The following is a 23,812-nucleotide window of genomic DNA, read 5'->3' on the forward strand; positions in this document are numbered from 1 at the left end:
ACACGTGCTAAGCAAGCAAGGTGGTATGGCCATGTTGATGATGATGTTTATCATCGGCTTGGCGAGTGTGACCTTTGTGCTCAGATATCTGGAAGCGGGCCGTTGGGACAATCAACGCCAAGCCACGACCTCCAGGGCGCTCACTGATGCCAAGCAGGGGCTGCTGGGCTGGGCTATCAGCCATAACGACACGCCTGGGCAAATGCCGTGGCCGGATAGGCGAGAAACCCAGAATCCCAATTATGATGGCCGCAGCGATTGCTCGGCCAGTTCATTCAATCTGGTCAATAGTGTGGGAGAGGCCAATTTCCTTGGGCAACTGCCCGCCCTGCCTTCCACCACTCCCTGCCTGGCCTATCCCGGCGTGGGTCATGTGTATAGAGATGCTGAGAACAACAAGCTTTGGTATGCGGTTTCGCGCAACTTGGTACGTAATTATTTTCAGCCCGGAAACCCCATCATCAACCCAAGCAGCATTACCAACCCCAGCTACCCATGGATGATCGTCCGTGATGGCAACGGCAATATCCTCTCAGACCGGGTGGCCGCAGTAATCATTGCCCCTGGTGGTCCGCTACAAGGGCAGAATCGCGGAGTAGCTGTACCGCCCGCCAGCGCTTTTCTGGATCGCATCAGCATCAATGGCACGGTCTACAACCACGCCGTATACACGGCAGAGCCTAATGAATTTATACAGACTTCTCCCAGGGCCGGTTCAATGATCGTTTGGTCTATATCACTATTGATGAACTCATACACGGACTGGAGCAACGCGTGGCACGCGAGGTCAAACGCGCGATGGATTTCCCCAAGCGTTATTCCGGTCTGCGCTATCTGCCCTGGATGATTCCGCTGGACGACGAGTCTGGCCCACCTGGGTATCACTTGAACGCAGGGGAGTATGACTTTGAGCGCGTGGGCTATGTGCCAGCACGTTGTGCATTGGATGAGAGCTGCAGGCGCTTCCCTACGCGCTTGAGTTGGAAATTCAATGGCGTGGTTGTGATTGCTCCGACTCAACCCTATACACCAGCCAAGGAAAGCGCACTCAAAAGCCACCTTACCAGCAATAGTGTTAGCAATCTGGAGTTCAACTGTGAGCGCGACGTGGGTGGTAATGCCTTGTATTGCATCGGGGAAGTGGCCAATGTCACTCCTAAACGCAAGCTTTACATCACACTCCCTACCAATAACGCTACCACGCTTGTGCTGCATGATTCCCAGCAAAGTAGTCTGAGTGCTGAAACCCTTGAGACTTTAGGTACAGGGGCCATTAAGGTAGTGGATGTTTATGAAGATCATGAAGATGTGCTTGGTCAGCTTGTCCCGGCGACATCGGGCCAGCTGACCGTCAGCAACATCAATCTCTACCCCATACTACCCACCTGGTATTTCAGCAATCGCTGGTATGCTTTTGTTTTTGCTGCAGTAGCGCCCGCCTATGTTGGCGGCGGTGACGCAGTGTGCAGTGCTGAGGACTGCCTGAGCTTGCAAACCCTGCAAGGCGGGGCCAGCAGCCGTATTGCGCCATTGCCAGCATTGGTATTTACGCGTCAACCACCTGGTAATTTCTCCTTGGTGACTGGGGATGCAGCGTCGCTGAATTTCACGCGACCAGCAACTATAAATGGAGTAGTGGCATGGTAGGACAGACACGCATAAGCCGGAAAAACAAAGCCCAAGCTGCGGGTATGCACGTGAGCGCAGTGCATGCAGGTTTTTCGCTGGTGGAAATGGCGGTGGTGCTGGTTATTCTAGGCTTTGTCATTTCGGCATTGATATTGCCCGTTACGGCCCAGCGTCAGGCGGCTTTTCTGCGCCAGACCGATGCCCAGCTGGAGTTGGCCAATAAAGCGCTGCTGGGCTTTGCCCAAACCCATGGCCGTCTGCCGTGCCCGGCATCGGCCAATGGCGAAGGGGAAGCGGGCAGTAGTGGTCGTGAGGAGTTTCTCAATGGCAGCGCTGGTGCGTGCAGCAGCATGGCTGGCTTTGTGCCGGCAGCTACTTTGGGCTTAAGCCCGGTGGATGCATTTGGTTTTATGCTGGACGGCTGGGGTAGACGCATACGTTATGCGGTGGCACAAAACCCTGCGGGTAACCCGCCGTTTACCACGCCCAATGGCATGGCAACCACAGGCATGGCCAATCTGCTGCCCAATCTGCGCGTGCTGGACAGAGCCAATGGCAACCCAAGGATTGAAAATGCCGTGGCGGTGGTGTTTTCCCTGGGTGCTACGGGTAATCTTGGCAGTGGTGGGGCAGACGAATCTGCCAATCTTGACGCTGATAATGTGTTTGTCAGCCACGATATTGAAGCCAATGGCCCCAATGGCGAGTTTGACCATATGTTGGTCTGGCTTTCACCCTATGTGCTGTATAACGCCATGATACAGGCGGGGCAATTGCCTTAGGCGCGCTTGGGATTTTTCCATCACATCATGCGGGCTTGGTAAGCAGCCAGCCAGCCCTTTAAAATGCAGCTCGGGCGCAATCCAAGCCCGCTAAAATCTGAACACTCATGAACGACAATCAACTATTACGCTATAGCCGCCATATTCTTTTGCCGCAGATTGGCTATGAAGGTCAGGAGCAACTGGTTAACAGCCATGCCTTGATCATAGGCGCTGGCGGCCTGGGTTCTCCCGTGGCGCTTTATCTGGCGGCTGCAGGTGTAGGCACCTTGACCATCTGCGATTTCGACGTGGTGGATTTGACCAATCTGCAACGCCAGATTATCCACACGACTGCTGCGGTTGGTAGTAACAAGGCGCACTCAGCGGCGCAGACCATTGCCGCAATCAATCCGGAAACTCAAGTGCAGGTGATAGAGCAACGCGTGGATGCGGCCAGCTTGCAGGCGCTGGTGGCAGATGCCGATGTGGTGATTGATTGCACGGATAATTTTGCCATACGCTATGCCACTAACCAGGCATGTGTAAGCTTGCGCAAACCCTTGGTATCAGGCGCGGCGATAGGCTTTGAAGGCCAGGTCAGCGTGTTTGATATGCGCCATGATGACAGTCCCTGTTACCACTGTCTGTTTCCCAATCTGGGCGGGGATGAAGCTTTGCGCTGTGCTGATAATGGCGTGTTTGCGCCCTTGGTGGGCATGATAGGCACTACCCAGGCAGCTGAGGCAATGAAGTTATTGCTGGGCCTGGGCCGTAGCTAGAAGGGCGTCTGCTGCTGCTGGATGTGCTATCCATGGAATGGCGCAGCTTAAATTGAGCAAGGACGCCAGCTGCCCGGTTTGCAACCATGAGGGCGGTGCTGGCGTTAAGGCTTAAGCAAAAGAAATTTGGACGAGAGACATTTGGCCCAGAGGCCTTGCGCTGTCAGGCTAGATCTTCCCGCCACCCACCAGTGATTTCACCGCACTGACCACATCGCCAGGCATCACCACAATCTTGCTGTTATTGCCCGCAGACATGCGTTGCAAAGCCTGAATGTAACGATCACCGAGCAGGAAGGTGGCAGAGTTGTCATTGCCTTGCACTGCGGCGGCAATCAGGCGTATCGATTCTGCCGAAGCCTCGGCCGCCACTTTCTGTGCCTCTGCATCCTTACGCGCCGCTTCCAGCCGCGCTTCGGCGTTAAGAATCAGCGATTGCTTGTCACCTTCGGCCCGGGTCACTACAGCTACGCGCTCACGTTCGGCTGAGGCCTGCTGCTCCATGGCGTTCTGCATATTAACGGAAGGCTTGATATCCTGAATTTCAACCGATTTCACCGTCAAACCCCAGTCGGCTGCTTCATCGGCAATCGCCAGTTTGAGTTCGCTCTTGATGCGCTCACGTGAAGTCAGGGCTTCGTTCAGATCCATGCCGCCTATGATAGAGCGCAGATTGGTCTGCACCATATTGCGCATGGCCTCACGGAAATCCTCAATGCCATAGACCGAACGCTCAATATTGGTCACCTTGATAAAAGCCACGGCATTGGCCAGGATCACCGCATTATCCTTGGTGATGACATCCTGCTCCGGTACATCAAGAATAATGTCCTTGGTGGTGACTTTGTAGGTGACCTTGCTGAACAGCGGGTTGATAACAGTCAAACCCGGCTTGAGCACGCTATTGAACTTGCCCAGACGCTCTACCACCCATTCTTCACCCTGGGGCACGATGCGTATGCCTTTCCAGGCCAAGACTAAAACGACGGCGATAAGTACAGCGGCGAAGAAGAACATGCAAGCTCCTTATTGAGTGTTAATTATTGTGATCAATGCGCTATGGGCAGGCGTGTGCGGTAGTGGCTGTCAGGTTGGCGGCTATTCAGATTCTCTTGCTCACGCGCAAGCGATTGCCCTCTACCGCAACCACGATGGCTTCAGCGCCAATCTCTATTTCTTCATTGGCAATCGCCACCCATTGCCTGCTACCGAGCACACCCTGAGCAAACTCTATACTGCCGTTCTGGCGAGGGCTGACGCTGGCAGTGATAACGCCTATGCGGCCGATTTCATCACCACGCGATTGGCCAATATTGGAGTCATCCCTGACGCGTTGGTAAAACTGTTTCCAGACAAACAAGCTTGTCAGTGACAGCACCGCAAAAATCAGCAATTGCCAGGCGATTGCCATGTCAGGAAACACAAAAGACAGCATGCTAAGTGCAAAAGCCGCGATGCCAAACCAGAGGATGTAAAGCGTGCCCGTCAGCATTTCCAGTGCAAGTAAAGCCAGGCCCAATATGCCCCATATCCACTGCGCTTCCAGCATGGTCGTCATCTCGTTTTGAACAGGCCATCATCGTACCAGAACTTGGATGTGGAAACTTTCTTATGACTACCCTGTCCTCCTAAAGGGGGGATGACTGGGGTTATTAGCTTAAATCCGCATTAATAACCGTAGGAAATTCCAGGAGTTCATATGAAAAAATCACTGCTTGCTTTATTACTATCTTGCGCCCTAGCGCCAGCCGCATATGCGGACACGATCAGCACCCTGGATCAGTGGGATGGCACCATAGATTCCAGTGTTTCACCGTTTGGTAATCCCGACACTGCGACCTATGGCCAAACCATCACAACCGGCAATGTTGCCCAGGTATTGCAATCCTTCACCTTTAACCTCACTGCCCTGGATGCAGCGTTTACCGTAGAGGTAGGGACATGGACAGGTAGCAATGTGGGTGAAGTGATTTACCGTTCCGACCCATTTAGTTTCACGGCACAAAGTGAGTTCACAGCGATTACTGCAACGCCAGATGTCACTCTTAATGCAAACAGCCAATATGTGCTGTACTTCACCACTTCAGGCATACAGGACAACACAAGCAGCACCAATGCCTGGGGCTTTACTGCGGATACTGCCTATAGCGGTGGCACATTTGTCTATCTCAACAATGGCAATGACAGAAGTCAGCTCACCTCGGCTGCATGGAATTCTGCCTTAGGCGGTGATCTTGCGTTTACCGCCACGCTGGCGCCTGTGCCTGAACCCAGCACTTATGGATTGCTGCTGGCAGGCTTGGGCTTGGTTGGCGTATTTGCCCGCAGGAGAAAATAAGCCTTTGCGCTTGGCTAGCATTGGGTGTAAATGCCATTTGGTTGGCACATTGAACAAGACATGTCATTGCACGTCTGGCGCATCGCGGATTACACTCCCGGCATCAAAGGGGAGGGTGGTATGCCGATTTTCTTGTTGGTTTTGCTGGTGGTCTGCGTGATTTACTTCATTCTGGTCTACAACGGACTGGTGAGTCTCAAGCACAACGTCGAGAAGGCCTGGGCCAATATCGACGTGCTGCTCAAACAGCGTCATGATGAGTTACCCAAGCTGGTGGATACCTGTAAGCAGTATATGCAGCATGAACAAACCACCCTGCAGCAGGTGATACAGGCTCGCGCCCGCGTGCAGTCTGCCACTGAGCAACATGATGTCAATGCGCTGGGCGCGGCAGAAGGTGATTTGCGCGCAGGTCTGGGGTCATTATTTGCGCTGGCGGAATCTTATCCCGAGTTGAAGGCCAATGAGCAATTTCTGCACCTGCAAGCCCGTATCAGCGGCCTGGAAAATGCCATCGCCGACAGGCGCGAGTTCTATAACGAAAGCGTTAACCTGCACAATGTGCGCATCGCGCAGTTTCCTGACCTGATAGTCGCGCGTAGCCTGGGGTTTTCTCGCGAGCAGATGCTACGTTTTGCCAGCCGCGAACTCAGAGACGTGGATATCGCCAGCCGCTTCAAGCAGTAAGCAAGGTAGCGCTTGATGTTCAAAGGCTGGCGCAGCCATTATCTGGATTTTCTCAGCGGCAGCGCCTATATGCTGCTGGGCGGCTTTGCCCTGCAAATCTCCGAGGCGCGCGCCTGGATAGTATCTTTGCTGTTGGTGGCTGGCATAGGCTTGATCGCATGGATTGCTAGCTACAGGCGCATGCGCACCATTGCCGATTTACCTACTTCACGGATTGCCTCGCAGCACAAGGCTATGCCGAACTCTATGGCAGGGCCGTCTCAGCACCCGATCATCTCATCGTCAGTCCCTACACCGCAGCACGCTGTGTGTGGTACCGCTTTTGCATTTATGAGCGTGGTGAGCGCAATCATTGGGAATTGCAGCATGAGGGTGTCAGCCATGAGCTGTTTGTGATCAGTGATGGCTCAGGTCAATGTTTTATAGACCCTGACCATGCAGAGGTGGTGGGCACTGAGCGTAGGGTCAGTTACGAGGGCCAGTACAAGCGTGTCGAGCATGTGCTTTATGCTGGGGCGATTTATGCGCTTGGGGAGTTCACCACCGTAGGCGGCGCCAGCATGCCACTGGACAGCAAGGAGGACGTAGCCAACTTGTTGGCAGAATGGAAGCAGGATAAAACCAGTCTGTTGCAGCGATTCGACTTGGATGGCAACGGCGAGATTGATATGCAGGAGTGGAACCTGGCGCGTCAGGCTGCCAGGCGCGAGGTTGAGCGCCAACACCGGGAGTTGCGTGCAGCACCAGGTGTGCACCTGCTGCGCGCGCCTGCCGATGGCCGCATGTTTCTGCTCTCTAGTCTCTCGCCGCAAAAGTTACGTCGCCGCTACTTCTGGCTATGCAGCATGCATGGGCTGGTGGCACTGAGCGCTTTGTTGGGTTTGATGCTGTTACGACAGCATTTGCCAGTGTTCTAAGCCGCGTTTTTCCTTGCGATGTTTCACCGCGCTGGCGATGTATAGCACGACTGCTATGCTAAAATCCCACCCCTATGAATACCGACACCACTACAAGCAATACCTTGGATAAATCCTTTGAACCCAAGAACATAGAAAGCCGCTGGTACCAATTCTGGGAAGACCGCGGTTTCTATGCAGCAGGCATGGACGCCAGCAAGCAGGACAATTTCTGCATTCTGTTGCCGCCGCCCAATGTCACTGGCACCCTGCATATGGGCCATGGCTTCAACCAGACCATTATGGATGCGCTGACCCGCTACCATCGCATGCGCGGCGACAATACGCTGTGGCAGCCTGGTACCGATCATGCCGGCATTGCCACGCAAATCGTGGTGGAGCGCCAGCTGGATGCGCAAGGCGTGAGCCGCCATGACCTGGGCCGCGAAAAATTCCTCGAGAAAGTCTGGGAGTGGAAGGAATACTCCGGCGGCACCATCACCAAACAAATGCGCCGCCTGGGCACCTCGCCAGACTGGAGCCGTGAGCGCTTCACCATGGATGAAGGCCTGTCGCGTACGGTCACCGAAACCTTTGTGCGTCTCTACAACGAAGGCTTGATTTACCGTGGCAAACGCCTGGTAAACTGGGATCCCAAGCTGCACACCGCTGTATCTGATCTGGAAGTGATCTCCGAGGAAGAAGACGGTTCACTCTGGCATATACAGTACCCACTCGCTGATGGCAGTGGCCAGCTGGTGGTGGCGACTACACGTCCAGAAACCATGCTGGGTGACGTTGCTGTCATGGTGCACCCTGAAGATGAGCGCTACGCCCATCTGATAGGCAAACAGGTCAAGCTGCCCTTGTGTGAGCGCGAGATTCCGGTGATTGCTGACGACTATGTAGACCGTGAATTCGGTACTGGGGTAGTCAAGGTCACGCCTGCACATGACTTTAACGATTATGCCGTGGGTCAGCGTCATGGCCTGCCCATGATCAGCATCCTGACCTTGGATGGCCATATCAACGAAGCGGCACCTGCCAAGTATCAGGGCCTGGAACGCTTTGCCGCACGCAAGGCTGTGGTGGCTGACCTTGAAGCGGGTGGTTTTCTGGTCAAGGTCGATAAGCACAAGCTCAAGGTGCCGCGCGGTGACCGTACTGGCGTGGTGATTGAGCCTATGCTGACCGATCAGTGGTTTGTGGCCATGACCAAGCCTGGCGATGACGGCAAGAGCATCACCGAAAAAGCCCTGGAAGTCGTCGCCAGTGGCGAGATTCGTTTTGTGCCGGAAAACTGGGTCAATACCTATAACCAGTGGCTCAACAACATTCAGGACTGGTGCATCTCGCGTCAACTGTGGTGGGGCCACCAAATCCCGGCATGGTATAGCGATGCGGGCAAGGTCTATGTCGCCCACAGCGAAACGGAGGCCATACAGTTGGCGGCCAATGATGGTTATCGCGGCAATCTAAAGCGTGATGAGGATGTGCTGGATACCTGGTATTCCTCAGCGCTATGGCCATTCTCCACGCTGGATTGGACTGGCGATGCCGAGAAGGACCAGGCTAATCAGGCGCTGCAACAATACCTGCCTTCATCGGTGCTGGTCACAGGCTTCGACATCATCTTCTTCTGGGTGGCACGCATGGTCATGATGACCAAGCACCTCACTGGCAAAATCCCGTTCAAGGATGTATACGTTCACGGCTTGATTCGCGATGGCGAAGGTCAAAAAATGTCCAAGTCCAAGGGTAATGTGCTGGACCCGATAGACCTGATTGATGGCATAGCCCTAGACGCCTTGGTTGCCAAGCGTACTACTGGCCTGATGAATCCCAAGCAGGCTGAGCAGATTGAAAAGCGCACCCGCAAGGAATTCCCCGAGGGCATTCCGGCCTTTGGCACCGATGCCTTGCGCTTCACCTTTGCCTCGCTGGCTTCGCCGGGCCGCGATATCAAGTTTGATTTGCAGCGTTGCGAGGGTTATCGCAACTTCTGCAACAAACTGTGGAACGCCACGCGCTTTGTGCTGATGAACACCGAAGGACAGGACAACGGCCTTGAAGATTGCAAGACCCAGCCTGAAGGTTATCTGGACTTCTCACAGGCAGATCGCTGGATAGTCAGCCTGTTGCAGCAAACCGAGGCTGAAATTGAGCGTGGCTTTGCTGAATACCGTTTCGATAACGTGGCGCAAAGCATCTACAAATTTGTCTGGGATGAATATTGCGACTGGTATCTGGAACTGGCCAAAGTGCAATTGCAGACTGGCGATGAGGCCCAGCAGCGCGCAACACGCCGCACTCTTCTGCGTGTGCTGGAAACCATATTGCGCCTGGCTCACCCCTTGATGCCGTTCATCACCGAGGAAATCTGGCAAACCGTAGGCCCGCTGTCTGGCCGCAAAGGCATCAGCATCATGCTCGAAGCCTACCCGCAGAGTCAGCCCGCCAAGATTGATGCCGCTGCTGAAGCCTGGGTAGCCTTGCTCAAGCAGGCGGTGGATGCCTGCCGCAGCTTGCGGGGCGAAATGAATGTCTCGCCCGCCACCCGCGTGCCACTGATAGCCGCTGGTGATCAGACCAAGCTGGCGGCGTATGCGCCTCATCTCAAGGCCTTGGCCAAACTGAGTGAAGTGGAAATCGTTGCTGAATTACCAGAAGCCGAAGCACCAGTGGCCCTGGCAGGTGATTTCAAGCTTATGCTCAAAATCGAAATTGATGTGGCGGCAGAACGTGAACGTCTGGGCAAGGAAATCGCCCGCCTGGAGGCTGAAATCGGCAAGGCACAGGCCAAGCTGGGCAATGAGAGCTTTGTGGCACGTGCGCCTGCCGCTGTGGTGGAGCAGGAAAAAGAAAGACTGGCAGGGTTTACTACGACAGTTGAAAAACTGCAGTCACAACTGGCCAAGCTTAAATAAGGGCTATAAGGAATAAGCAGCACACCGGGCGCAGGGGGAAAACATGATCACACATCCACATAACCCCAGCGCCTGGACTCTGCTGTTTTCACTGCAGGGCTCCATCATCCCGGCCATCTGGCGCAAAGTGCTGTTCACTGTGGTGCTGAGTTCGCTGGTGGTGCTGAGTCATGGCACCCTGTATCACTACAAAATCACGCCCACTGCCACGCCCTTCACTTTATGGGGGCTGACTCTGGCAATCTTTCTCGGCTTTCGCAATAGTGTGGCTTACCAGCGTTACTGGGAAGCGCGCACGCTCTGGGGTGAGCTGCTGATCAGTGCACGCAATCTCACGCGCCAGGTGCAGGATCATATGCCCAATCTGCCACGCGAGCAGCGCCTGCATGTCTTGCAACCCTTGCTGGCTTTTCCCTATGTGCTGAGAAATTTTTTGCGCGGCGTTGTATATGAAGATACCAATCGGGTGTTGCTGGATGTAGAACTGCATAGTCACAGGCAAGCACCGGCACTGATGCTGGCCTTGCTGGGAAAACGCCTGCATCAGCAGGGGCAGCAATATGGGTTGAACCCTATCCTGCAGGCGCAGATGGATATTCAACTCAACCAGCTATCGCAGGTGCTGGGCGGTTGTGAACGCATCAAGTCCACACCCATCCCTTATCCCTATATCCTCATGTTGCATCGTATCGTGCATGTGTATTGCTTCTTGCTGCCGTTCTGCTTGATAGACAGCATAGGTTGCTGACGCCGCTGGCGGTCTGCATCCTGGCGTATACCTTCTTTGGGCTGGATGCACTGGGGGACCAGATTGCCGACCCGTTTGATACCCAACCCAACGACCTGCCGCTGGATGCCATGAGCCGGGGTATAGAAATCGCGGTATTGGAAATGCTGGGAGAAAAAGCGCTGCCGCCAGCTGTGGAGGCCAAGGACGGCATACTGCTCTAAACAGGGGGTATCAGGTAAAGGCGGAGTTAGCTGCTGCGTTTGCGGATATGGAAGATGAATTCCTTCACCTCCGCCACTGTATTTTCTTCTGTGGCCAGCATTTCATGCCCGGTCTGCTTGCAAAATGCCTGGAAGTCACGCACTGAGCCAGGGTCGGTGGCGATGACCTTGAGCGTTTGGCCAGGCTCAACTTCTGCTAATGCCTTCTTGCAACGTAGTATGGGCAGAGGGCATTTCAAGCCGCGCGCATCTAGTTCCTTGTGAAATTCCATGATGTTTACTCAGTCTTGGCGCTAAAGGTAAAACCAGCATTGGCCCAGGCCAACACACCTCCGCGCAGGTTATAGACATTTTCACGTCCCAGCTGGGCCAGATAAGCCGCCGCTTGCGCCGAGCGTATGCCACTGTGACAGTAAATCACCATGGCGGTATCTCCCTGCTCGCACAAGGTCTGCGCAATGCCGGGAATCACTGCCATAGGCAGATGAATGGCGCCTTCAATGATGCCGCGCGCAACTTCATCGTCGTTACGCACATCAACGAGTATGACTTTCTCGCTGGCGAGTTTGCTGTTGAGTTCTATCGGGTCTATATCGGCGTGGCGGGTCATGGGTATGCGACTGGAGGTGGCTGAAACGAGAATAGGGTAGGGAGTATATCCTCCCACCCCTATTTGCTCAAACCAGGGTGATCAATTCTGTTCAATGAATAGGCAGATGCAATCTTCAGCATTTGGCGAGTGTGGTGGCGAATCTGGAACTGCAATGACAACGTAGCTGATCTATGTTGGAGCGAGTTGGAGTGCGTTGTCATGAAGCCATTGTTGCTAAAAGGCTTAGAAGCTGAGGACAAGACGGGTGCATGAGGTTACGCAAATGCATTGTCTGCGTGAGGACAATAAATGAAAAAGGGCTAGCTTCATCACTGAAGCTAGCCCTTTATATTCTTTGGTGGCCAGGGGCGGGATCGAACCGTCGACACGCGGATTTTCAATCCGCTGCTCTACCAACTGAGCTACCTGGCCATTTACTACTGCTACGCTGGCTTTAGAAGCTCACGCAAGGCCAGCATTATAGCAAACTTCGGCATTTCGTCCAGCGCATTTAAAAAATTCCTGAACTATCTGCGCATTTAAAATTATGCTCGGGTATGCTCCAGCCTTAATATTCCACGACTGAATCCACACTAAGCATAGATAGCGATTGATGATTTCTGCACAACCTGTATTCCATATTGCATCTCTGAGCGCTGACTCTGATGCGCAGCTCAAGCTCGAATTACAAGCCAAGATTGATAACAAGACCAAGCCTTTGGGGGCCTTGGGCCAACTTGAAGCCCTGGCCTTGCAGGCTGGCTTGATTCAGCAGACCTTGACCCCAAGCTTGAGCCGCCCGGTGATGCTGGTGTTTGCTGGCGATCATGGCATTGTCGAGGAAGGGGTTAGCCCCTATCCGCAAGCGGTCACTCAACAAATGGTGAAGAATTTTCTCGCAGGCGGGGCAGGCATCAATGTGTTTGCAAAACAAAATGGCATGAGCATCCGTATTGTCGATGCTGGGGTTAATCATGAGTTTGCAGCCCACCCTAACTTGATACGCGCCAAAGTGGGCCTGGGCACCAATAATTTCCTGCATCACCCGGCGATGACTGAGCAGCAATGCGCGCAGGCCATCTTCAAGGGTAAGGCTTTGGTGCAAATTGAGGCAGAAGCGGGCAGCAATGTCATCGGTTTTGGTGAAATGGGTATAGGCAATACCACCTCTGCGTCCGCCATTGTGGCGGTGCTGTGCGGCCTGCCTGTGGCGGAGTGTGTGGGCCGTGGCACAGGGCTGGATGATGCGGGCTTGCGCCACAAGGCTGAGGTTATCTCTGCGGCTATTGATCGTCATCAAACCAATGCGCAGGATGCAGATACAGTCCTGGCCACTTTTGGCGGCTATGAAATTGCATGATGGTGGGCGCCATGCTGGAAGCCGCAGAACGCAGAATGATTTTGCTGATTGATGGCTTTATTGCCACCGCCGCCTTGCTGGTGGCCAGCCGTTTGCAGCCTGCGGTGCTGGATTACTGTGTGTTTGCGCATTGCTCGGATGAATCCGGCCATGCCAAGGTGCTGGCTCATCTGGGTGCCAAACCATTGCTGAATCTGGGCTTGCGTCTGGGTGAAGGCACGGGGGCAGCGTTGGCTTATCCTCTGTTGCAGGCCGCGGTGAATTTTCTTAACCAGATGGCGTCATTTGATTCTGCGGCCATCAGCCGCCAGGGTGAGGCATGAGCCAGCAACTTAGGCTGGTGATATTGGCGCTGGCGTATTTCACACGTCTGCCCATGCCCCAGCAGCACAATGTGACGGCGGAAGAATGGGCCAAGGCAGCGCGCTATTTGCCGCTGACGGGGTGGCTTGTTGGTGGTTGGGCGGCCTTGGTGCTTTATGTGGGCTTGCAATATTTACCTGTCGGGCCTGCCATTGTCTTGAGTATGCTCAGTAGCATTTTGCTGACTGGCGCCTTGCATGAGGATGGCCTGGCGGATAGCGCAGATGGCCTGGGTGGCGGCTGGAGCACAGAGCAAGCGCTCACAATTATGAAAGATTCGCGCATAGGTTCGTATGGTGCTATTGCCCTGGTCATCGCCTTGTTGCTCAAATTCAATCTGCTCTCTTCAATGGAGCCGGAATACTTGCCGCTGGTGCTGATCGCTGCGCATGCAGTCAGCAGGCTGGCGGCATTAATGGTGATGTCTAGCCAGCGCTACGCGCGTGAAGAAGGCAAGGCCCAGGCTTTGGCCAGCCCGCCTTCAATAGCAGGTTTGCTCACAGGCCTATTGTTTGGCTTGTTGCCCATGCTGCTATTGCCTGTGCAGGCCTGGCTGGCATTGCTGCCTGTGCTGTTGGTATGGGTTTGGTTCAGCCTCAAGCTCAAGCGCCGGCTTGGCGGTTACACCGGGGATTGCCTGGGGGCGATGCAACAATTAACTGAGCTGGCGTTTTATCTTGGTATTGTGATCATTTCGATTTAATTACTAGTTTTTAATCTGGAGTCTGTCATTGGAAATTTATCTGGTACGCCATACCACCCCTGATGTAGTGCCTGGCACCTGCTATGGCCAAAGTGATGTGGATGTCACCGAAACCTTTCTTGCCGAGTTTGATGGCCTACACCCCAAGCTAAGACATTTGCAGCAGCCCTTAATTTTCAGCAGCCCCTTGCAGCGCTGCTTCAAGCTGGCCACTTCTGTGGCTGCTACTTACAGCCCGCAGATTCTGGTGAGCAGGATGCCAGGCTGAAGGAGCTCAATTTTGGCGATTGGGAAATGCAGTCCTGGGATGATATTCCGCGCGGGCTGGTGGATGTCTGGGCAGAAGATCATGTGCAGCACGTGCCGCCGAATGGCGAATCCTTCCAGCAGCTGTCATCGCGGGCACAGGATTTTCTGCAGGACTTGCCCAGCCAGAGCGAACCTGTGGTGCTGTTTACTCATGCGGGGGTAATCCGCGCCATGTTGGGATTTGCGCTGGATTTACCGCTTATACATACATTTAAGCTACAGATTGACTATGCTAGTGTGAGCAAAATCATCGTAGAGGATAAGGTGACGCGCGTCGCTTACGTCAACCGCTGACCCATGACCGCATCAAACAAACAGAGTAAGCAAAAAACCCAGGCCGTGTTGCTGGAGGCAGAGCGACAATTGGCGCTGGATCAGCCCAGCAAGGCATTGGAGCTTTATAACCAGGTGCTGGCTGGTGATGAGCAGCAGTTTGATGCCTTGATCGGCTGTGGCCGGGCGCTGACTGCGCTGCGGCAGTATGATTTTGCGCTGGCGCATTTCAACTTCGCGCTGGGCTTGCAGCCGCAAGCGGCGATTGCCTTCCACTATCGTGCCCTGGCTTATCATGGAAGCAAGCATTTTGATGAAGCCTGATGGATCATCAGCAGGCACTGGCGCTTAATCCGAATGAAATTTCCACTTACCTCAACCTCGCCAATACCCTGACGGAAATGGATAGGTTTGAGGAGGCGCTGGAGTTTTATAACGGCGTTATCGACATGGCGCCCCAGTATGCGATTGCCTATAACAATCGGGGCAATCTGTTTCTGGATCAGCGCATGATAGAAGAAGCGCTGGCAGATTATGCCCAGGCAGCCAAGCTAGACCCCGGCCAGCAAAAATTCCGCTGGAACCAGAGCATCATGCATATTCTGCTCGGGCAATATGAGCAAGGCTGGCCTTTATATGAAGCCGGGCTAGGCATACAAGGCTTTGCGCGCGGCTTGCGCAAACAGGTGCCACAGCCGGAATGGCTGGGCAAGCAGAACGTCAGCGGCAAGCGCGTACTGCTCTATGCCGAGCAGGGTTATGGCGACACCATACAATTCTGCCGCTATGCCAAGCAGGTGCAGGCTTTGGGCGCTGAGGTAATTTTGGAGGTACAAGCGCCGCTGGTCAGCCTGTTGCAGACCATCAATCAGGGCAGTACGGCACAGAATGAGATCAAGGTAGTGGCACAAGGCCAGGGCTTTGCCGAGTTTGACTATCATTGCCCGCTATTGAGCCTGCCCATGGTATTCAATACCACGCTGGAGACAGTGCCTGCCCCCATCCCTTATCTACATGCTCAGCCCTCTGACCATGTGCTGTTGGAAAAGCCTGCGCGGCCACGCATAGGGCTGGTCTGGTCAGGTTCCACCACGCATAAAAATGACCATAGGCGCAGCCTTGCCTTGGCAGCACTTGCTCCCCTGCTGGCATTGCCCTACGAATTCCATTGCCTGCAACAAGAGGTGAGGGCGGCCGATGCAGAGTTGCTGGGCCAGCTTTCAGCCATCACCCTGCATCAGGCGCAGCTCAAGGATTTTGCTGATACCGCAGCCTTGATAGCGCAGATGGATCTGGTGATCAGTGTTGATACCTCAGTAGCGCATTTGGCGGGTGCCCTAGGCAAACCCTTGTGGCTGCTATTGCCCTTTGTGCCGGATTATCGCTGGCTGCTGGATAGAACGGACACGCCTTGGTATCCACAAGCACACTTGTGGCGGCAACCTGCCGTGGGTGACTGGAACTCGGTCATTGCGGCCATGGCAAAGCAACTCCAGCATTTCCCCAGCCCCAGCTAAATTCAAGCGCAATGCACTGTGTTATCAGCTTTTGAGCGCTGACAATGCCTCAGCCAGCCTGGCCCAGCTTTTAGCTGGTGGCAGGCCAAAGCGTAATGCCGGGGTGTCCGTGAATAAACGTAGCCACACACCCTGTGCCGCCAGTTGGCTATGCAGATTTATAGCCTGCGGAGTTGGCACCCAGCTAAACAGCGCGGTAGATCCACTCACTGGCAGGCCATGTTGCTGCAACAATGCATTCAATTGTGCGGCCTGCTGTTGCAGGGTTTGCCTGGTCTGCTGCTGCCAACCCTGGTCAGCCAGGGCGGCTTCGGCCACCAGGAGCGCGGGGCCGCTCACAGGCCAAGGGCCTAATAACTCGCCACAGCGCTGCATGAGCGTCTGATCAGCCAGCAGAAATCCCACACGCGCACCCGCCAGGCCAAAAAACTTGCCCAGAGAGCGCAGCACTATCAATCCTGGTTGAGAGCTGGCGGCGGCCAGGCTCAGTGCCGGGGTTGCATCCATAAATGCTTCATCCACTACCAGCCAGCCGCCACGTGCAGCCAGTACTTGATGCCAATGTTGCAGTGTTTCAGGTGCAATCACGCGCCCGGTCGGGTTGTTGGGGTTGCACAACAGCAGCACATCGGTGGCCGCCAGCTCGGACTCATCCGGTAGCGTGTTGAGCGCACTGACATCATGCCCATGCTGACGCCAGGCGTGGGCATGTTCGGCATACATGGGGGCCAGCACCCGCACGCGGCAGGGCGGGCGCAAGCGCGGCAAGGTCTGAATAATGGCTTGAGACCCGGCGGTCACCAGCACATTGTCTGCACCATAGTATTCGGCTGCCAGACGCTCCAGCCTGCCATCCGTTTCCGGCAGGCGTTGCCAGGCGCTGGCGGGTAGTGCGGGCAGGGGGTAGCCTTGCGGGTTGACGCCGGTGGATAAATCCAGCCAGTCAGCCAGCGGGCGGCCATAGCGCTGCGCGGCCTGCTGTAGATTACCGCCGTGTTCAAGCATGTAGCCAACCTGCAATCAGCATGGCCAGCACGCTGGCCAACAGCACAAACCCAGCCCAGAGATACAGGCTGCGATTCACCAGTTTAACCGCCGCCAGAATGGTGGCGGCTTCAGCCCTGGGGCCTATACCCAAAGCGGGACGTTGCTTGACTGTGCCATGGTAAGGCGCTGCGCCGCCCAGCTGAATATGCAGCGCCCCTGCGCCTGCCGCCATCACTGGCCCGGCATTAGGCTATACCATTGCCTGCCCTGCCAAAACCAGCACTGCAATGCCAGGCGCGTATGACCGCTGAGCGCATAACTAAGGGCGGTAAGCCGGGCGGGAATCAAATTGAGCAAGTCATCCAGGCGCGCGGCAGCCCAGCCGAAATGCAGGAAACGCGGCGTGCGGTAGCCCCACATCGCATCCAACGTATTTGCCAGCCGGAACATTAACGCCCCCGGACCGCCTAACAGTACAAACCAGAACAAGGCAGCAAAGATGGCGTCATTGCCATTTTCCAGTACTGATTCCACGCTGGCACTGGCAATTTCACGCTCATCCAGTGCCTGGGTGTCGCGGCTGACGATCATGCCTACGGCATGGCGCGCGGCGGGTAAATCCCGGCGCAGCAGTGCTGGTATATCGCCATGGCATGCTCCTTCAGGCTACGTGCGCCTATGGCAAAATAAAGCAAGAGCAGATGCGCTACCCAGCCATATTCAAGCTGGCATAGTGCCCAAGCCAGGGCCACGGGCGGCAGCAACAGCACCAACCAGGCAATCAGGCCCAGAATACGCGCAGGTACTGGGCCAAGCCCCAGATTCAAACGCCGTTCCAGCGTCTGGGCCAGATTGCCAAAACCCGCCAGCGGGTGCCAGCGCCGCGGTTCACCCAGGCACAAATCCAGCAATAGCGCGGCAATAAGCAGGCTTGGGCATACTAACCAAGAGATGGGATAATCGGACAATGACATACGCCAAAACACTGATGGTTCAAGGGACCACCTCGGATGCGGGCAAGAGCACGCTGGTGGCTGCGATATGCCGGGTATTGTACCGCAGGGGGGTAGGCGTGGTGCCATTCAAGCCGCAGAACATGGCGCTCAACTCTGCCGTTACCAGCGATGGCGGCGAGATAGGCCGCGCCCAGGCCGTGCAGGCGCAAGCCAGTGGCCTGACGCCGCATACCGATATGAACCCGGTGCTGCTCAAGCCCAATACCGATACTGGCTGCCAGGTGATTGTGCACGGCAAGGTGGTAGCCAATCTTGAGGCCAATGCCTATCACGCCTACAAACCCAAAGCCATGCAGGCGGTAATGGCCTCGTGGCAGCGCTTGCGTGAGCAGTATCAATGCGTGGTGGTCGAAGGCGCAGGCAGCCCGGCAGAAATTAATCTGCGCGAGAATGATATTGCCAACATGGGCTTTGCCGAAGCCGCAGATTGCCCGGTGGTTCTGGTGGCCGATATTCACAGAGGCGGCGTGTTTGCGCATTTGGTGGGCACGCTGGCGCTGCTGTCCGCTGCGGAGCGTGAGCGTGTCGTCGGTTTTGTCATCAACCGCTTCCGTGGTGATATTGCCTTGCTGCAACCCGGACTGGACTGGCTGGAGCAAGAGACGGGCAAACCCGTGCTCGGCGTACTGCCCTATCTGCACGATTTGCACATAGAGGCCGAGGATGCCGTGGCCAGTACCAGCCTGCACAAGCCACAAACCTGGCTAAGAGTTGTTGCGCCCGTGCTGCCGCATGTCAGCAACCATACCGATATGGATGCCTTGCGCATGCATCCGCATGTGGATTTCCAGTTTATTGCCCTCAATGAGCCATTGCCTGCTTGTGATCTTATTGTGCTGCCGGGCAGCAAGAATGTGCGCGGTGACTTTGCTGCGCTGCAAGCCCACGGCTGGCAGGAGAAAATCGCCAGGCACCTGCGCTACGGCGGCAAGGTGCTAGGCATTTGCGGCGGCTTTCAAATGCTGGGCCAGCATATTCATGACCCACATGGCATAGAAGGCGAAGCTGGTTCTAGCGATGGTTTTGGCTGGCTGGAAATGGAAACCACGCTGACCAAGGAAAAACGCCTGAAGGAAGTGGCGGGGCGCCTGAGTTTTGCCGAGGCTGAGATCACAGGCTATGAAATTCATATGGGCGTCAGCAGCGGCCCGGCTTTGCAGCGGCCAGTGTTGCATATTGGCGAGCAGCCTGAGGGCGCGATGTCTGCAGATGGACAGATTGCGGGTACTTATCTGCATGGCTTGTTTGACCATGCTGAGGCCACCCAGGCCTGGCTCAACTGGGCGGGTTATAACCAGGTGGCGGCGGCTGAAACGCAAATCGCGCATTACGATTATGTTGCGCTGCGAGAAGCCAGCCTAGAGCGCTTGGCCGACGCGGTAGAAGCATGCCTGGATTGGCAAAAACTCAAGGCCTATCTGCCCTGAAACCGTGGTCAAGCCAGCGTTGCTGAACGCTGCGCCAAGACAAAGCCCAGGCGCTAGAGTATAATGAGAATAATTCTTCTTTTGGTCTGAGCATGTCGTTCGAGCTTGAGCAGCAGGCGCTGCACTCTCTTTACAGCAATCACCACGGCTGGCTTTATGGCTGGTTGAAACGCAAACTCGGTGACGCTGGCGATGCTGCAGACCTGGCGCAAGATACCTTTGTGCGCATACTCACGGCCCCGTAACAAAGTACTGAAAAGCAATCCGGCTGGCAGTTGCAGGAGCCACGCGCTTATTTGACCGTGGTGGCCAAACGTCTGATGGCCAATCTCTACCGCAGGCGCGCGCTGGAACAAGCCTACCTTGAAGCCCTGGCGCAAATGCCGCCAGCACTGGCTCCCTCACCCGAACATAGCTTATTGATTCTGGAAACCCTGCAGCAGGTAGATAGCATGCTGGATGGCCTGGAAGAAAAACCTCGCGCCGCCTTCCTCATGGCGCAACTTGAGGGCATGACTTATGCGCAGATTGCCCTGGAGCTTGATGTGAGCGAACGTAGCGTCAAACGCTATATGGTGCAGGCCATGGCGCGCTGCATCATGCTGGCTGGAGAGTCAGAGTAAGGCATGAAGCCGCCGCCGCAGTTAGTCGTGGATGAACGCATAGCCGTGCAAGCCGCGGAGTGGTTTTTCCGCATGCAGGAACAAGATGTTTCGCCAGCCGAGCAGCTGGCCTGGCAAACCTGGATGCAGAGTGACCCGCGCCATGACCAAGCCTGGCAACGGGCGCAGCAAATCAGCCAGCGCCTAGGCTTGCTACCGCCTGACCTCTCGGCAGCTACCCTCAAGCGCAGCCGACTGAGCAAACATCAAGCTGGCAGACGCCAGGCAGTCAAGACCCTCGCCATCATGCTGGCCCTGGGCACGGCAAGCTGGCAAGGCTGGCGCAGCGAACCCGCGCAGCTATGGCTGGCGCAATACAGTACGCGCCGGGGTGAGCGTAAACAAATTCAACTGGCAGATGGCAGTGTGCTGCACCTCAACACTGCGAGCGGCATAGACACTGTGTTTGATGCTGCACAGCGGCGCATCATGCTGAAGACAGGTGAAATCCTGGTGCAGACTGCAAAGGATGCCAGACCTGCAGGTTGCTACCCGCCATGGCTTGTTACAACCCTTGGGAACGCGCTTTATTGTACGTGATCACGACGACAGCACTGACCTAGCTGTGCTGGAAGGTGCGGTAGAAATTACCACGGCTGGCGGTCAACGCCAGGTGATAGATGCAGGTTGGCAAACCCGTTTCGACAGCCGTGCTATCGCCTCCGCCAGTGCCTTACAACCGCATGCCGATGGTTGGATCAAGGGCATGATGCATGCGCGCGATATGCGACTTGCAGATTTTGCTGCCGAGCTCGCGCGCTACCGAAACGGTATCTTGCGTTGTGGGGCAAAGGTGGCAGATTTGCGCATTTCCGGCGCGTATCAGCTGGATCATAGCGAAGAAGTACTAAACAGCTTGCCCTTGGTGTTGCCAGTCAAGATTGAGTATTTCACCCGTTACTGGGTCAGCATTGCTGCGGCTTAGTCTGTCTATGGGCCTGGTTCTTCTTGCGCATAAGAGCCAGAGCGAATTTGTTTAAAAAGTTGTGTGTCATTTTTTGGCCCTTTTCTTGATCTGGTGTGTGAAGTGAATTGAAAGCGATTTTTATTCACGTTACCTAAGGGAAATTCATGCATCAGTCACCGCGTAACCCTGGTCTGCAACAGGCTGTCCGGGGCGCAATCCTTCTGTTGGCCAGCTTCAATCTGGCCACTATCACTCCAGCCCAGGCAGATGGCATCAACGCACAAGCCACGGCCTACCATATCGCTGCGGGCACCCTGGAAAGCGCATTGGGCGATTTCGCTGCTGCGGCAGGTATCAGTATCACCGTGCCGCCCGCCCTGGTCGCTGGCAAGCAAAGCCAAGGCCTTAGTGGCAGCTATTCTGTACAGCAGGGCTTTGATCGTTTGCTTAGCGGCTCAGGGCTGCAGGCCACAGAAGCCAGTAAGGGTGTGTATGTGCTGCAGAAGGCAAAATCTTTGGGCGCGGACAAGAGTAGCGAGGCTGCCTTACCGGAAGTCAGTGTAACTGGCCGTAGCGAGCGCAGTGCTGTCACTGAGGGTAGCGGCTCCTATACCACCAAGGCGGTGAGCATAGGCAAGACTGAGCAAACTTTGCGCGAGATTCCGCAATCGGTATCGGTGATGACACGCCAGCAGATGAATGACCAGAACTTCACTACCGTAGCCGAAGCGCTAAACCAGATGACGGGGGTACGCAGCTATGGTTATGAGCGCGGTGAAAGTTTTATGATCCGCGGTTATACCGCCAACACACAATTCAATGGTGTACCGCAGCAAGATAGCTCGCGGCATTACGATCTGGCTCTCTATGACCGTGTAGAAGTGCTGCGCGGCCCTTCCGGCCTGCTGACGGGCAGTGGTGAGCCTGGCGGTACCATTAATTACGTACTCAAGCGTCCTCAGGATGTGCTGAGCATGTCGGCAGTGGCGGGCTGGGGTTCCTGGAACCAGAAGCGTGGCGAGCTGGATGTAGGTGGCCCTCTGAATGAGGATGGCAGCCTGCGCGGTCGTACCGTCATGGTGTATCAGGATCAGGACAAGTTTTATGACGTGGGTGGTAACCGCGATCAGTTGCTTTATGGCGTGCTGGAATACGACATTACGCCGCAAACCACCGTGGGTTTATGGGCTAGCTATTCGGACCGTCAGTACAAGACCTTCTGGGGTTTGCCAGTCTATAGCGATGGCAGCCTGCCTAGCAGCCGTTCCAGCTTTGTTGGTATCAACAAGAATGCGGAAGATGAAGATCAGAATCTGGCGCTGGACTTTAAGCACAAGTTTGATAGTGGCTGGGTCGCCAAAGGCGTATACAGCTACAAGAACAATGAATATTCGGGTTATGGTGTCTATGCCACTACGCCAATCAACACGCTCACAGGTTTGAGCAATGTCAATGTAGGCTTTATTGATACCGAAAGCACCTGGCGCAGCCTGGATTTCAACCTCAGTGGCCCGGTGGAATTGTTTGGTCGCACCCATACCCTGACCGTAGGCTATAACAAGGCCGAGTTCGATTATCTGGGAGGCTCGCGCTACAGCAGTGCGACCAACCGCGATCCGCTTAATCAGCATAACTGGGACGGTGTGCTTAACAGCAATATCCTGCGCAAGAGCCAGACCTACACCGAGCAATCCGGTTTCTATGCCTCAGCCAGAATCAAGCTACTGGAACCGCTTAGCGTGATCTTGGGTGGGCGCTGGACCGATTACAGCAACAAGAGCCGCACAGGCTGGCCCACCAAGACTGCCTGGCAGCATAGCGATGCCAATACCGATGGCGAATTCACGCCCTATGCAGGCGTGGTCTGGGACATCAACCAGCAGATCACCTGGTATGCCAGCTATGCGGACACCTTTGTGCCACAGACGCAACGCAATGCCGGTGACCGTGTGCTGGACCCGCGTGTAGGTTGGCAGATAGAAACCGGCCTCAAGGGTGAATTCCTTGATGGTCGCGTCAATGCGTCAGCTGCCTTGTTCCGCATTCGCGACAAGAATCGTGCTTTGGTGGATACCAGCATCGCAGGCTGTACAACTTCCACAGGGGAGTGCTACCGCCAGGCGGGTGTGGTGCAAAGTGAGGGGGTGGAGTTTGAAGTGGCAGGGCAGGTCAGCCGCAATCTGGATCTCTCGGCAGGTTATACCTACAACCATGCTGAATACCTCAGCGATGGCACGGTAAGTTCAGGCACACGTTTTGCCGCCAACCAGATACCACGCCATATGTTCAAGTTCTGGTCGCAATATCGCTTTGATGGCAGCACTTTTGGGGGATTATTGCAGGGGCTGAGCGCGGGTGCGGGTGTGCAGGCACAAAGTGATATGTATACCGATACCACACGCCAGGGTAGCTATGCCATCGCTTCGGCCAAGCTGGGCTATAAAATCAACCAGCAATGGGATGCTTCGCTCACCATCAACAACCTGTTTGATCGCAAATACCTGCAATACCCAGGCTCTACCATGTTCTTCAACATTTACGGTGCGCCGCGCAATGCTTTGCTGATGGTGCGCTGGAACTACTAAATGCATCAACGCAGTTGATAGCGAGTTAAGCTTGAGGTGTCATTAAGCATTAATGCACACAGGCATGAAGTAGACAAAAGGCATCCAGTGGGTGCCTTTTGTCTATGCAGCTAGCACGCGGGCTATAATGCGGGGCGGCA

Annotated in this window: 22 protein-coding genes, 1 tRNA gene and 5 pseudogenes; 21 read left to right on the forward strand and 7 right to left on the reverse strand. The window is 55.2% G+C overall.

All coding sequences use genetic code 11. The features are described from left to right. Positions 1-25 precede the first annotated feature (25 nt). From JCM2850_RS21635 to JCM2850_RS18340, 4 genes and pseudogenes are all read left to right on the forward strand, one after another. Complete coding sequence (locus tag JCM2850_RS21635; protein WP_159105150.1) at positions 26-847, forward strand: hypothetical protein; 822 nt, start codon at positions 26-28, stop codon at positions 845-847. Beyond that, complete coding sequence (locus JCM2850_RS20480; RefSeq protein ID WP_159105151.1) at positions 775-1,647, forward strand: cupredoxin domain-containing protein; 873 nt, start codon at positions 775-777, stop codon at positions 1,645-1,647. Before JCM2850_RS21635 ends, JCM2850_RS20480 begins: the two co-directional genes overlap by 73 nt. 44 nt (positions 1,648-1,691) lie before the next feature. Continuing rightward, a complete protein-coding gene (locus JCM2850_RS09450; protein WP_036265934.1) occupies positions 1,692-2,411 on the forward strand; it encodes a type II secretion system protein in 720 nt (239 codons plus the stop codon). 107 nt (positions 2,412-2,518) lie between these two features. Then, positions 2,519-3,287, forward strand: a pseudogene (locus JCM2850_RS18340) (HesA/MoeB/ThiF family protein). Between the two features lie 53 nt (positions 3,288-3,340). On the opposite strand, the gene JCM2850_RS09460 reads toward JCM2850_RS18340, so the two are convergent. Next, on the reverse strand, positions 3,341-4,189 hold the full coding sequence (locus JCM2850_RS09460; RefSeq protein WP_025871428.1) for an SPFH domain-containing protein: 849 nt from the start codon (positions 4,187-4,189) through the stop codon (positions 3,341-3,343). A gap of 85 nt (positions 4,190-4,274) precedes the next feature. After that, positions 4,275-4,721, reverse strand: a complete 447-nt coding sequence (locus JCM2850_RS09465) for an NfeD family protein (protein ID WP_025871429.1) — start codon at positions 4,719-4,721, stop codon at positions 4,275-4,277. A 150-nt stretch (positions 4,722-4,871) separates the two neighbouring features. Here JCM2850_RS09465 and JCM2850_RS21290 point away from each other — a divergent pair, with 150 nt between their 5' ends. The 6 genes and pseudogenes from JCM2850_RS21290 to JCM2850_RS18350 all read left to right on the forward strand — a co-directional run bounded on the left by JCM2850_RS21290 (position 4,872) and on the right by JCM2850_RS18350 (position 10,971). Beyond that, a complete protein-coding gene (locus JCM2850_RS21290) occupies positions 4,872-5,510 on the forward strand; it encodes an FxDxF family PEP-CTERM protein (RefSeq protein WP_025871430.1) in 639 nt (212 codons plus the stop codon). A 120-nt stretch (positions 5,511-5,630) separates the two neighbouring features. Beyond that, positions 5,631-6,197, forward strand: coding sequence for a LemA family protein (locus JCM2850_RS09475; protein WP_025871431.1), 567 nt, complete (start codon positions 5,631-5,633; stop codon positions 6,195-6,197). Between the two features lie 15 nt (positions 6,198-6,212). After that, complete coding sequence (locus JCM2850_RS21295; RefSeq protein WP_088177751.1) at positions 6,213-6,593, forward strand: hypothetical protein; 381 nt, start codon at positions 6,213-6,215, stop codon at positions 6,591-6,593. Further along, positions 6,557-7,114, forward strand: a complete 558-nt coding sequence (locus tag JCM2850_RS21300; RefSeq protein WP_088177752.1) for a hypothetical protein — start codon at positions 6,557-6,559, stop codon at positions 7,112-7,114. Before JCM2850_RS21295 ends, JCM2850_RS21300 begins: the two co-directional genes overlap by 37 nt. Before the next feature lie 74 nt (positions 7,115-7,188). Next, the gene (locus JCM2850_RS09485) at positions 7,189-10,020 is read left to right on the forward strand and encodes a valine--tRNA ligase (RefSeq protein WP_025871433.1); all 2,832 of its coding nucleotides are present in this window, start codon (positions 7,189-7,191) and stop codon (positions 10,018-10,020) included. Positions 10,021-10,063: 43 nt separating this feature from the next. Next, positions 10,064-10,971: pseudogene (locus tag JCM2850_RS18350) on the forward strand (bestrophin family protein). A gap of 26 nt (positions 10,972-10,997) precedes the next feature. Here the strand turns inward: JCM2850_RS18350 and JCM2850_RS09495 are convergent. The 3 genes from JCM2850_RS09495 to JCM2850_RS09505 all read right to left on the reverse strand — a co-directional run bounded on the left by JCM2850_RS09495 (position 10,998) and on the right by JCM2850_RS09505 (position 11,995). After that, a complete protein-coding gene (locus tag JCM2850_RS09495; protein ID WP_025871434.1) occupies positions 10,998-11,243 on the reverse strand; it encodes a sulfurtransferase TusA family protein in 246 nt (81 codons plus the stop codon). A gap of 5 nt (positions 11,244-11,248) precedes the next feature. Beyond that, positions 11,249-11,581, reverse strand: a complete 333-nt coding sequence (locus tag JCM2850_RS09500) for a rhodanese-like domain-containing protein (RefSeq protein WP_025871436.1) — start codon at positions 11,579-11,581, stop codon at positions 11,249-11,251. Between the two features lie 338 nt (positions 11,582-11,919). Beyond that, positions 11,920-11,995, reverse strand: a tRNA-Phe gene (locus tag JCM2850_RS09505). A 181-nt stretch (positions 11,996-12,176) separates the two neighbouring features. Here JCM2850_RS09505 and cobT point away from each other — a divergent pair. From cobT to JCM2850_RS18365, 6 genes and pseudogenes are all read left to right on the forward strand, one after another. After that, positions 12,177-13,246 (forward strand): annotated as a pseudogene (gene cobT / locus JCM2850_RS18355) (nicotinate-nucleotide--dimethylbenzimidazole phosphoribosyltransferase). Continuing rightward, entirely contained in the window at positions 13,243-13,989 is a 747-nt protein-coding gene (locus JCM2850_RS09515) for an adenosylcobinamide-GDP ribazoletransferase (protein WP_025871438.1), read from the forward strand. The pseudogene cobT and the gene JCM2850_RS09515 overlap by 4 nt, the downstream one beginning before the upstream one ends. A 28-nt stretch (positions 13,990-14,017) precedes the next feature. Next, positions 14,018-14,257, forward strand: coding sequence for a histidine phosphatase family protein (locus JCM2850_RS23435; RefSeq protein WP_267879267.1), 240 nt, complete (start codon positions 14,018-14,020; stop codon positions 14,255-14,257). A gap of 26 nt (positions 14,258-14,283) precedes the next feature. Further along, complete coding sequence (locus JCM2850_RS23440) at positions 14,284-14,592, forward strand: histidine phosphatase family protein (RefSeq protein WP_267879268.1); 309 nt, start codon at positions 14,284-14,286, stop codon at positions 14,590-14,592. A gap of 3 nt (positions 14,593-14,595) precedes the next feature. Beyond that, positions 14,596-14,895, forward strand: coding sequence for a hypothetical protein (locus tag JCM2850_RS22755; RefSeq protein WP_051525353.1), 300 nt, complete (start codon positions 14,596-14,598; stop codon positions 14,893-14,895). Continuing rightward, positions 14,895-16,088, forward strand: coding sequence for a tetratricopeptide repeat-containing glycosyltransferase family protein (locus JCM2850_RS18365; protein WP_051525354.1), 1,194 nt, complete (start codon positions 14,895-14,897; stop codon positions 16,086-16,088). Before JCM2850_RS22755 ends, JCM2850_RS18365 begins: the two co-directional genes overlap by 1 nt. A gap of 24 nt (positions 16,089-16,112) precedes the next feature. Here the strand turns inward: JCM2850_RS18365 and cobD are convergent, their stop codons facing one another. Both cobD and cbiB read right to left on the reverse strand, forming a co-directional pair. After that, entirely contained in the window at positions 16,113-17,093 is a 981-nt protein-coding gene (gene cobD / locus JCM2850_RS09530; protein ID WP_025871440.1) for a threonine-phosphate decarboxylase CobD, read from the reverse strand. After that, positions 17,086-18,049, reverse strand: a pseudogene (gene cbiB / locus JCM2850_RS24290) (adenosylcobinamide-phosphate synthase CbiB). Before cbiB ends, cobD begins: the two are co-directional and overlap by 8 nt. Before the next feature lie 14 nt (positions 18,050-18,063). Between cbiB and JCM2850_RS09540 the strand changes: the two are divergent. From JCM2850_RS09540 to JCM2850_RS09555, 5 genes and pseudogenes are all read left to right on the forward strand, one after another. Continuing rightward, on the forward strand, positions 18,064-19,518 hold the full coding sequence (locus JCM2850_RS09540; protein ID WP_025871442.1) for a cobyric acid synthase: 1,455 nt from the start codon (positions 18,064-18,066) through the stop codon (positions 19,516-19,518). Between the two features lie 92 nt (positions 19,519-19,610). After that, positions 19,611-19,763 (forward strand): sigma factor, encoded by a 153-nt coding sequence (locus JCM2850_RS24295; protein ID WP_439645857.1) that lies wholly within the window; start codon positions 19,611-19,613, stop codon positions 19,761-19,763. Positions 19,764-19,793: 30 nt separating this feature from the next. Continuing rightward, positions 19,794-20,141 carry a sigma-70 family RNA polymerase sigma factor gene (locus JCM2850_RS18375; RefSeq protein ID WP_439645858.1) on the forward strand — a complete coding sequence of 116 codons (348 nt, stop codon included), beginning with the start codon at positions 19,794-19,796 and terminating at the stop codon, positions 20,139-20,141. Between the two features lie 3 nt (positions 20,142-20,144). Further along, positions 20,145-21,105: pseudogene (locus JCM2850_RS22760) on the forward strand (FecR domain-containing protein). A 146-nt stretch (positions 21,106-21,251) separates the two neighbouring features. Further along, positions 21,252-23,672: a TonB-dependent siderophore receptor gene (locus tag JCM2850_RS09555; protein WP_025871444.1), complete on the forward strand. Its 2,421-nt coding sequence runs from the start codon at positions 21,252-21,254 to the stop codon at positions 23,670-23,672. The last annotated feature ends 140 nt before the right edge of the window (positions 23,673-23,812 follow it).

The sequence above is a fragment of the Methylobacillus glycogenes JCM 2850 genome, assembly GCF_000617925.1.
GTDB classification, from domain to species: domain Bacteria; phylum Pseudomonadota; class Gammaproteobacteria; order Burkholderiales; family Methylophilaceae; genus Methylobacillus; species Methylobacillus glycogenes.

Bases quoted from the DNA above. Each gene is read 5' to 3' on its own strand.
- JCM2850_RS21635 (WP_159105150.1), top strand. From the start codon at position 26: ATGGCCATGTTGATGATGATGTTTATCATCGGCTTGGCGAGTGTGACC.
- JCM2850_RS09450 (WP_036265934.1), top strand. From the start codon at position 1,692: ATGCACGTGAGCGCAGTGCATGCAGGTTTTTCGCTGGTGGAAATGGCG.
- JCM2850_RS09460 (WP_025871428.1), bottom strand. From the start codon at position 4,189: ATGTTCTTCTTCGCCGCTGTACTTATCGCCGTCGTTTTAGTCTTGGCC.
- JCM2850_RS09465 (WP_025871429.1), bottom strand. From the start codon at position 4,721: ATGCTGGAAGCGCAGTGGATATGGGGCATATTGGGCCTGGCTTTACTT.
- JCM2850_RS21290 (WP_025871430.1), top strand. From the start codon at position 4,872: ATGAAAAAATCACTGCTTGCTTTATTACTATCTTGCGCCCTAGCGCCA.
- JCM2850_RS09475 (WP_025871431.1), top strand. From the start codon at position 5,631: ATGCCGATTTTCTTGTTGGTTTTGCTGGTGGTCTGCGTGATTTACTTC.
- JCM2850_RS21295 (WP_088177751.1), top strand. From the start codon at position 6,213: ATGTTCAAAGGCTGGCGCAGCCATTATCTGGATTTTCTCAGCGGCAGC.
- JCM2850_RS09485 (WP_025871433.1), top strand. From the start codon at position 7,189: ATGAATACCGACACCACTACAAGCAATACCTTGGATAAATCCTTTGAA.
- JCM2850_RS09495 (WP_025871434.1), bottom strand. From the start codon at position 11,243: ATGGAATTTCACAAGGAACTAGATGCGCGCGGCTTGAAATGCCCTCTG.
- JCM2850_RS09500 (WP_025871436.1), bottom strand. From the start codon at position 11,581: ATGACCCGCCACGCCGATATAGACCCGATAGAACTCAACAGCAAACTC.
- JCM2850_RS09515 (WP_025871438.1), top strand. From the start codon at position 13,243: ATGAGCCAGCAACTTAGGCTGGTGATATTGGCGCTGGCGTATTTCACA.
- JCM2850_RS23440 (WP_267879268.1), top strand. From the start codon at position 14,284: ATGCAGTCCTGGGATGATATTCCGCGCGGGCTGGTGGATGTCTGGGCA.
- JCM2850_RS22755 (WP_051525353.1), top strand. From the start codon at position 14,596: ATGACCGCATCAAACAAACAGAGTAAGCAAAAAACCCAGGCCGTGTTG.
- JCM2850_RS18365 (WP_051525354.1), top strand. From the start codon at position 14,895: ATGGATCATCAGCAGGCACTGGCGCTTAATCCGAATGAAATTTCCACT.
- cobD (WP_025871440.1), bottom strand. From the start codon at position 17,093: ATGCTTGAACACGGCGGTAATCTACAGCAGGCCGCGCAGCGCTATGGC.
- JCM2850_RS09540 (WP_025871442.1), top strand. From the start codon at position 18,064: ATGGTTCAAGGGACCACCTCGGATGCGGGCAAGAGCACGCTGGTGGCT.
- JCM2850_RS24295 (WP_439645857.1), top strand. From the start codon at position 19,611: ATGTCGTTCGAGCTTGAGCAGCAGGCGCTGCACTCTCTTTACAGCAAT.
- JCM2850_RS09555 (WP_025871444.1), top strand. From the start codon at position 21,252: ATGCATCAGTCACCGCGTAACCCTGGTCTGCAACAGGCTGTCCGGGGC.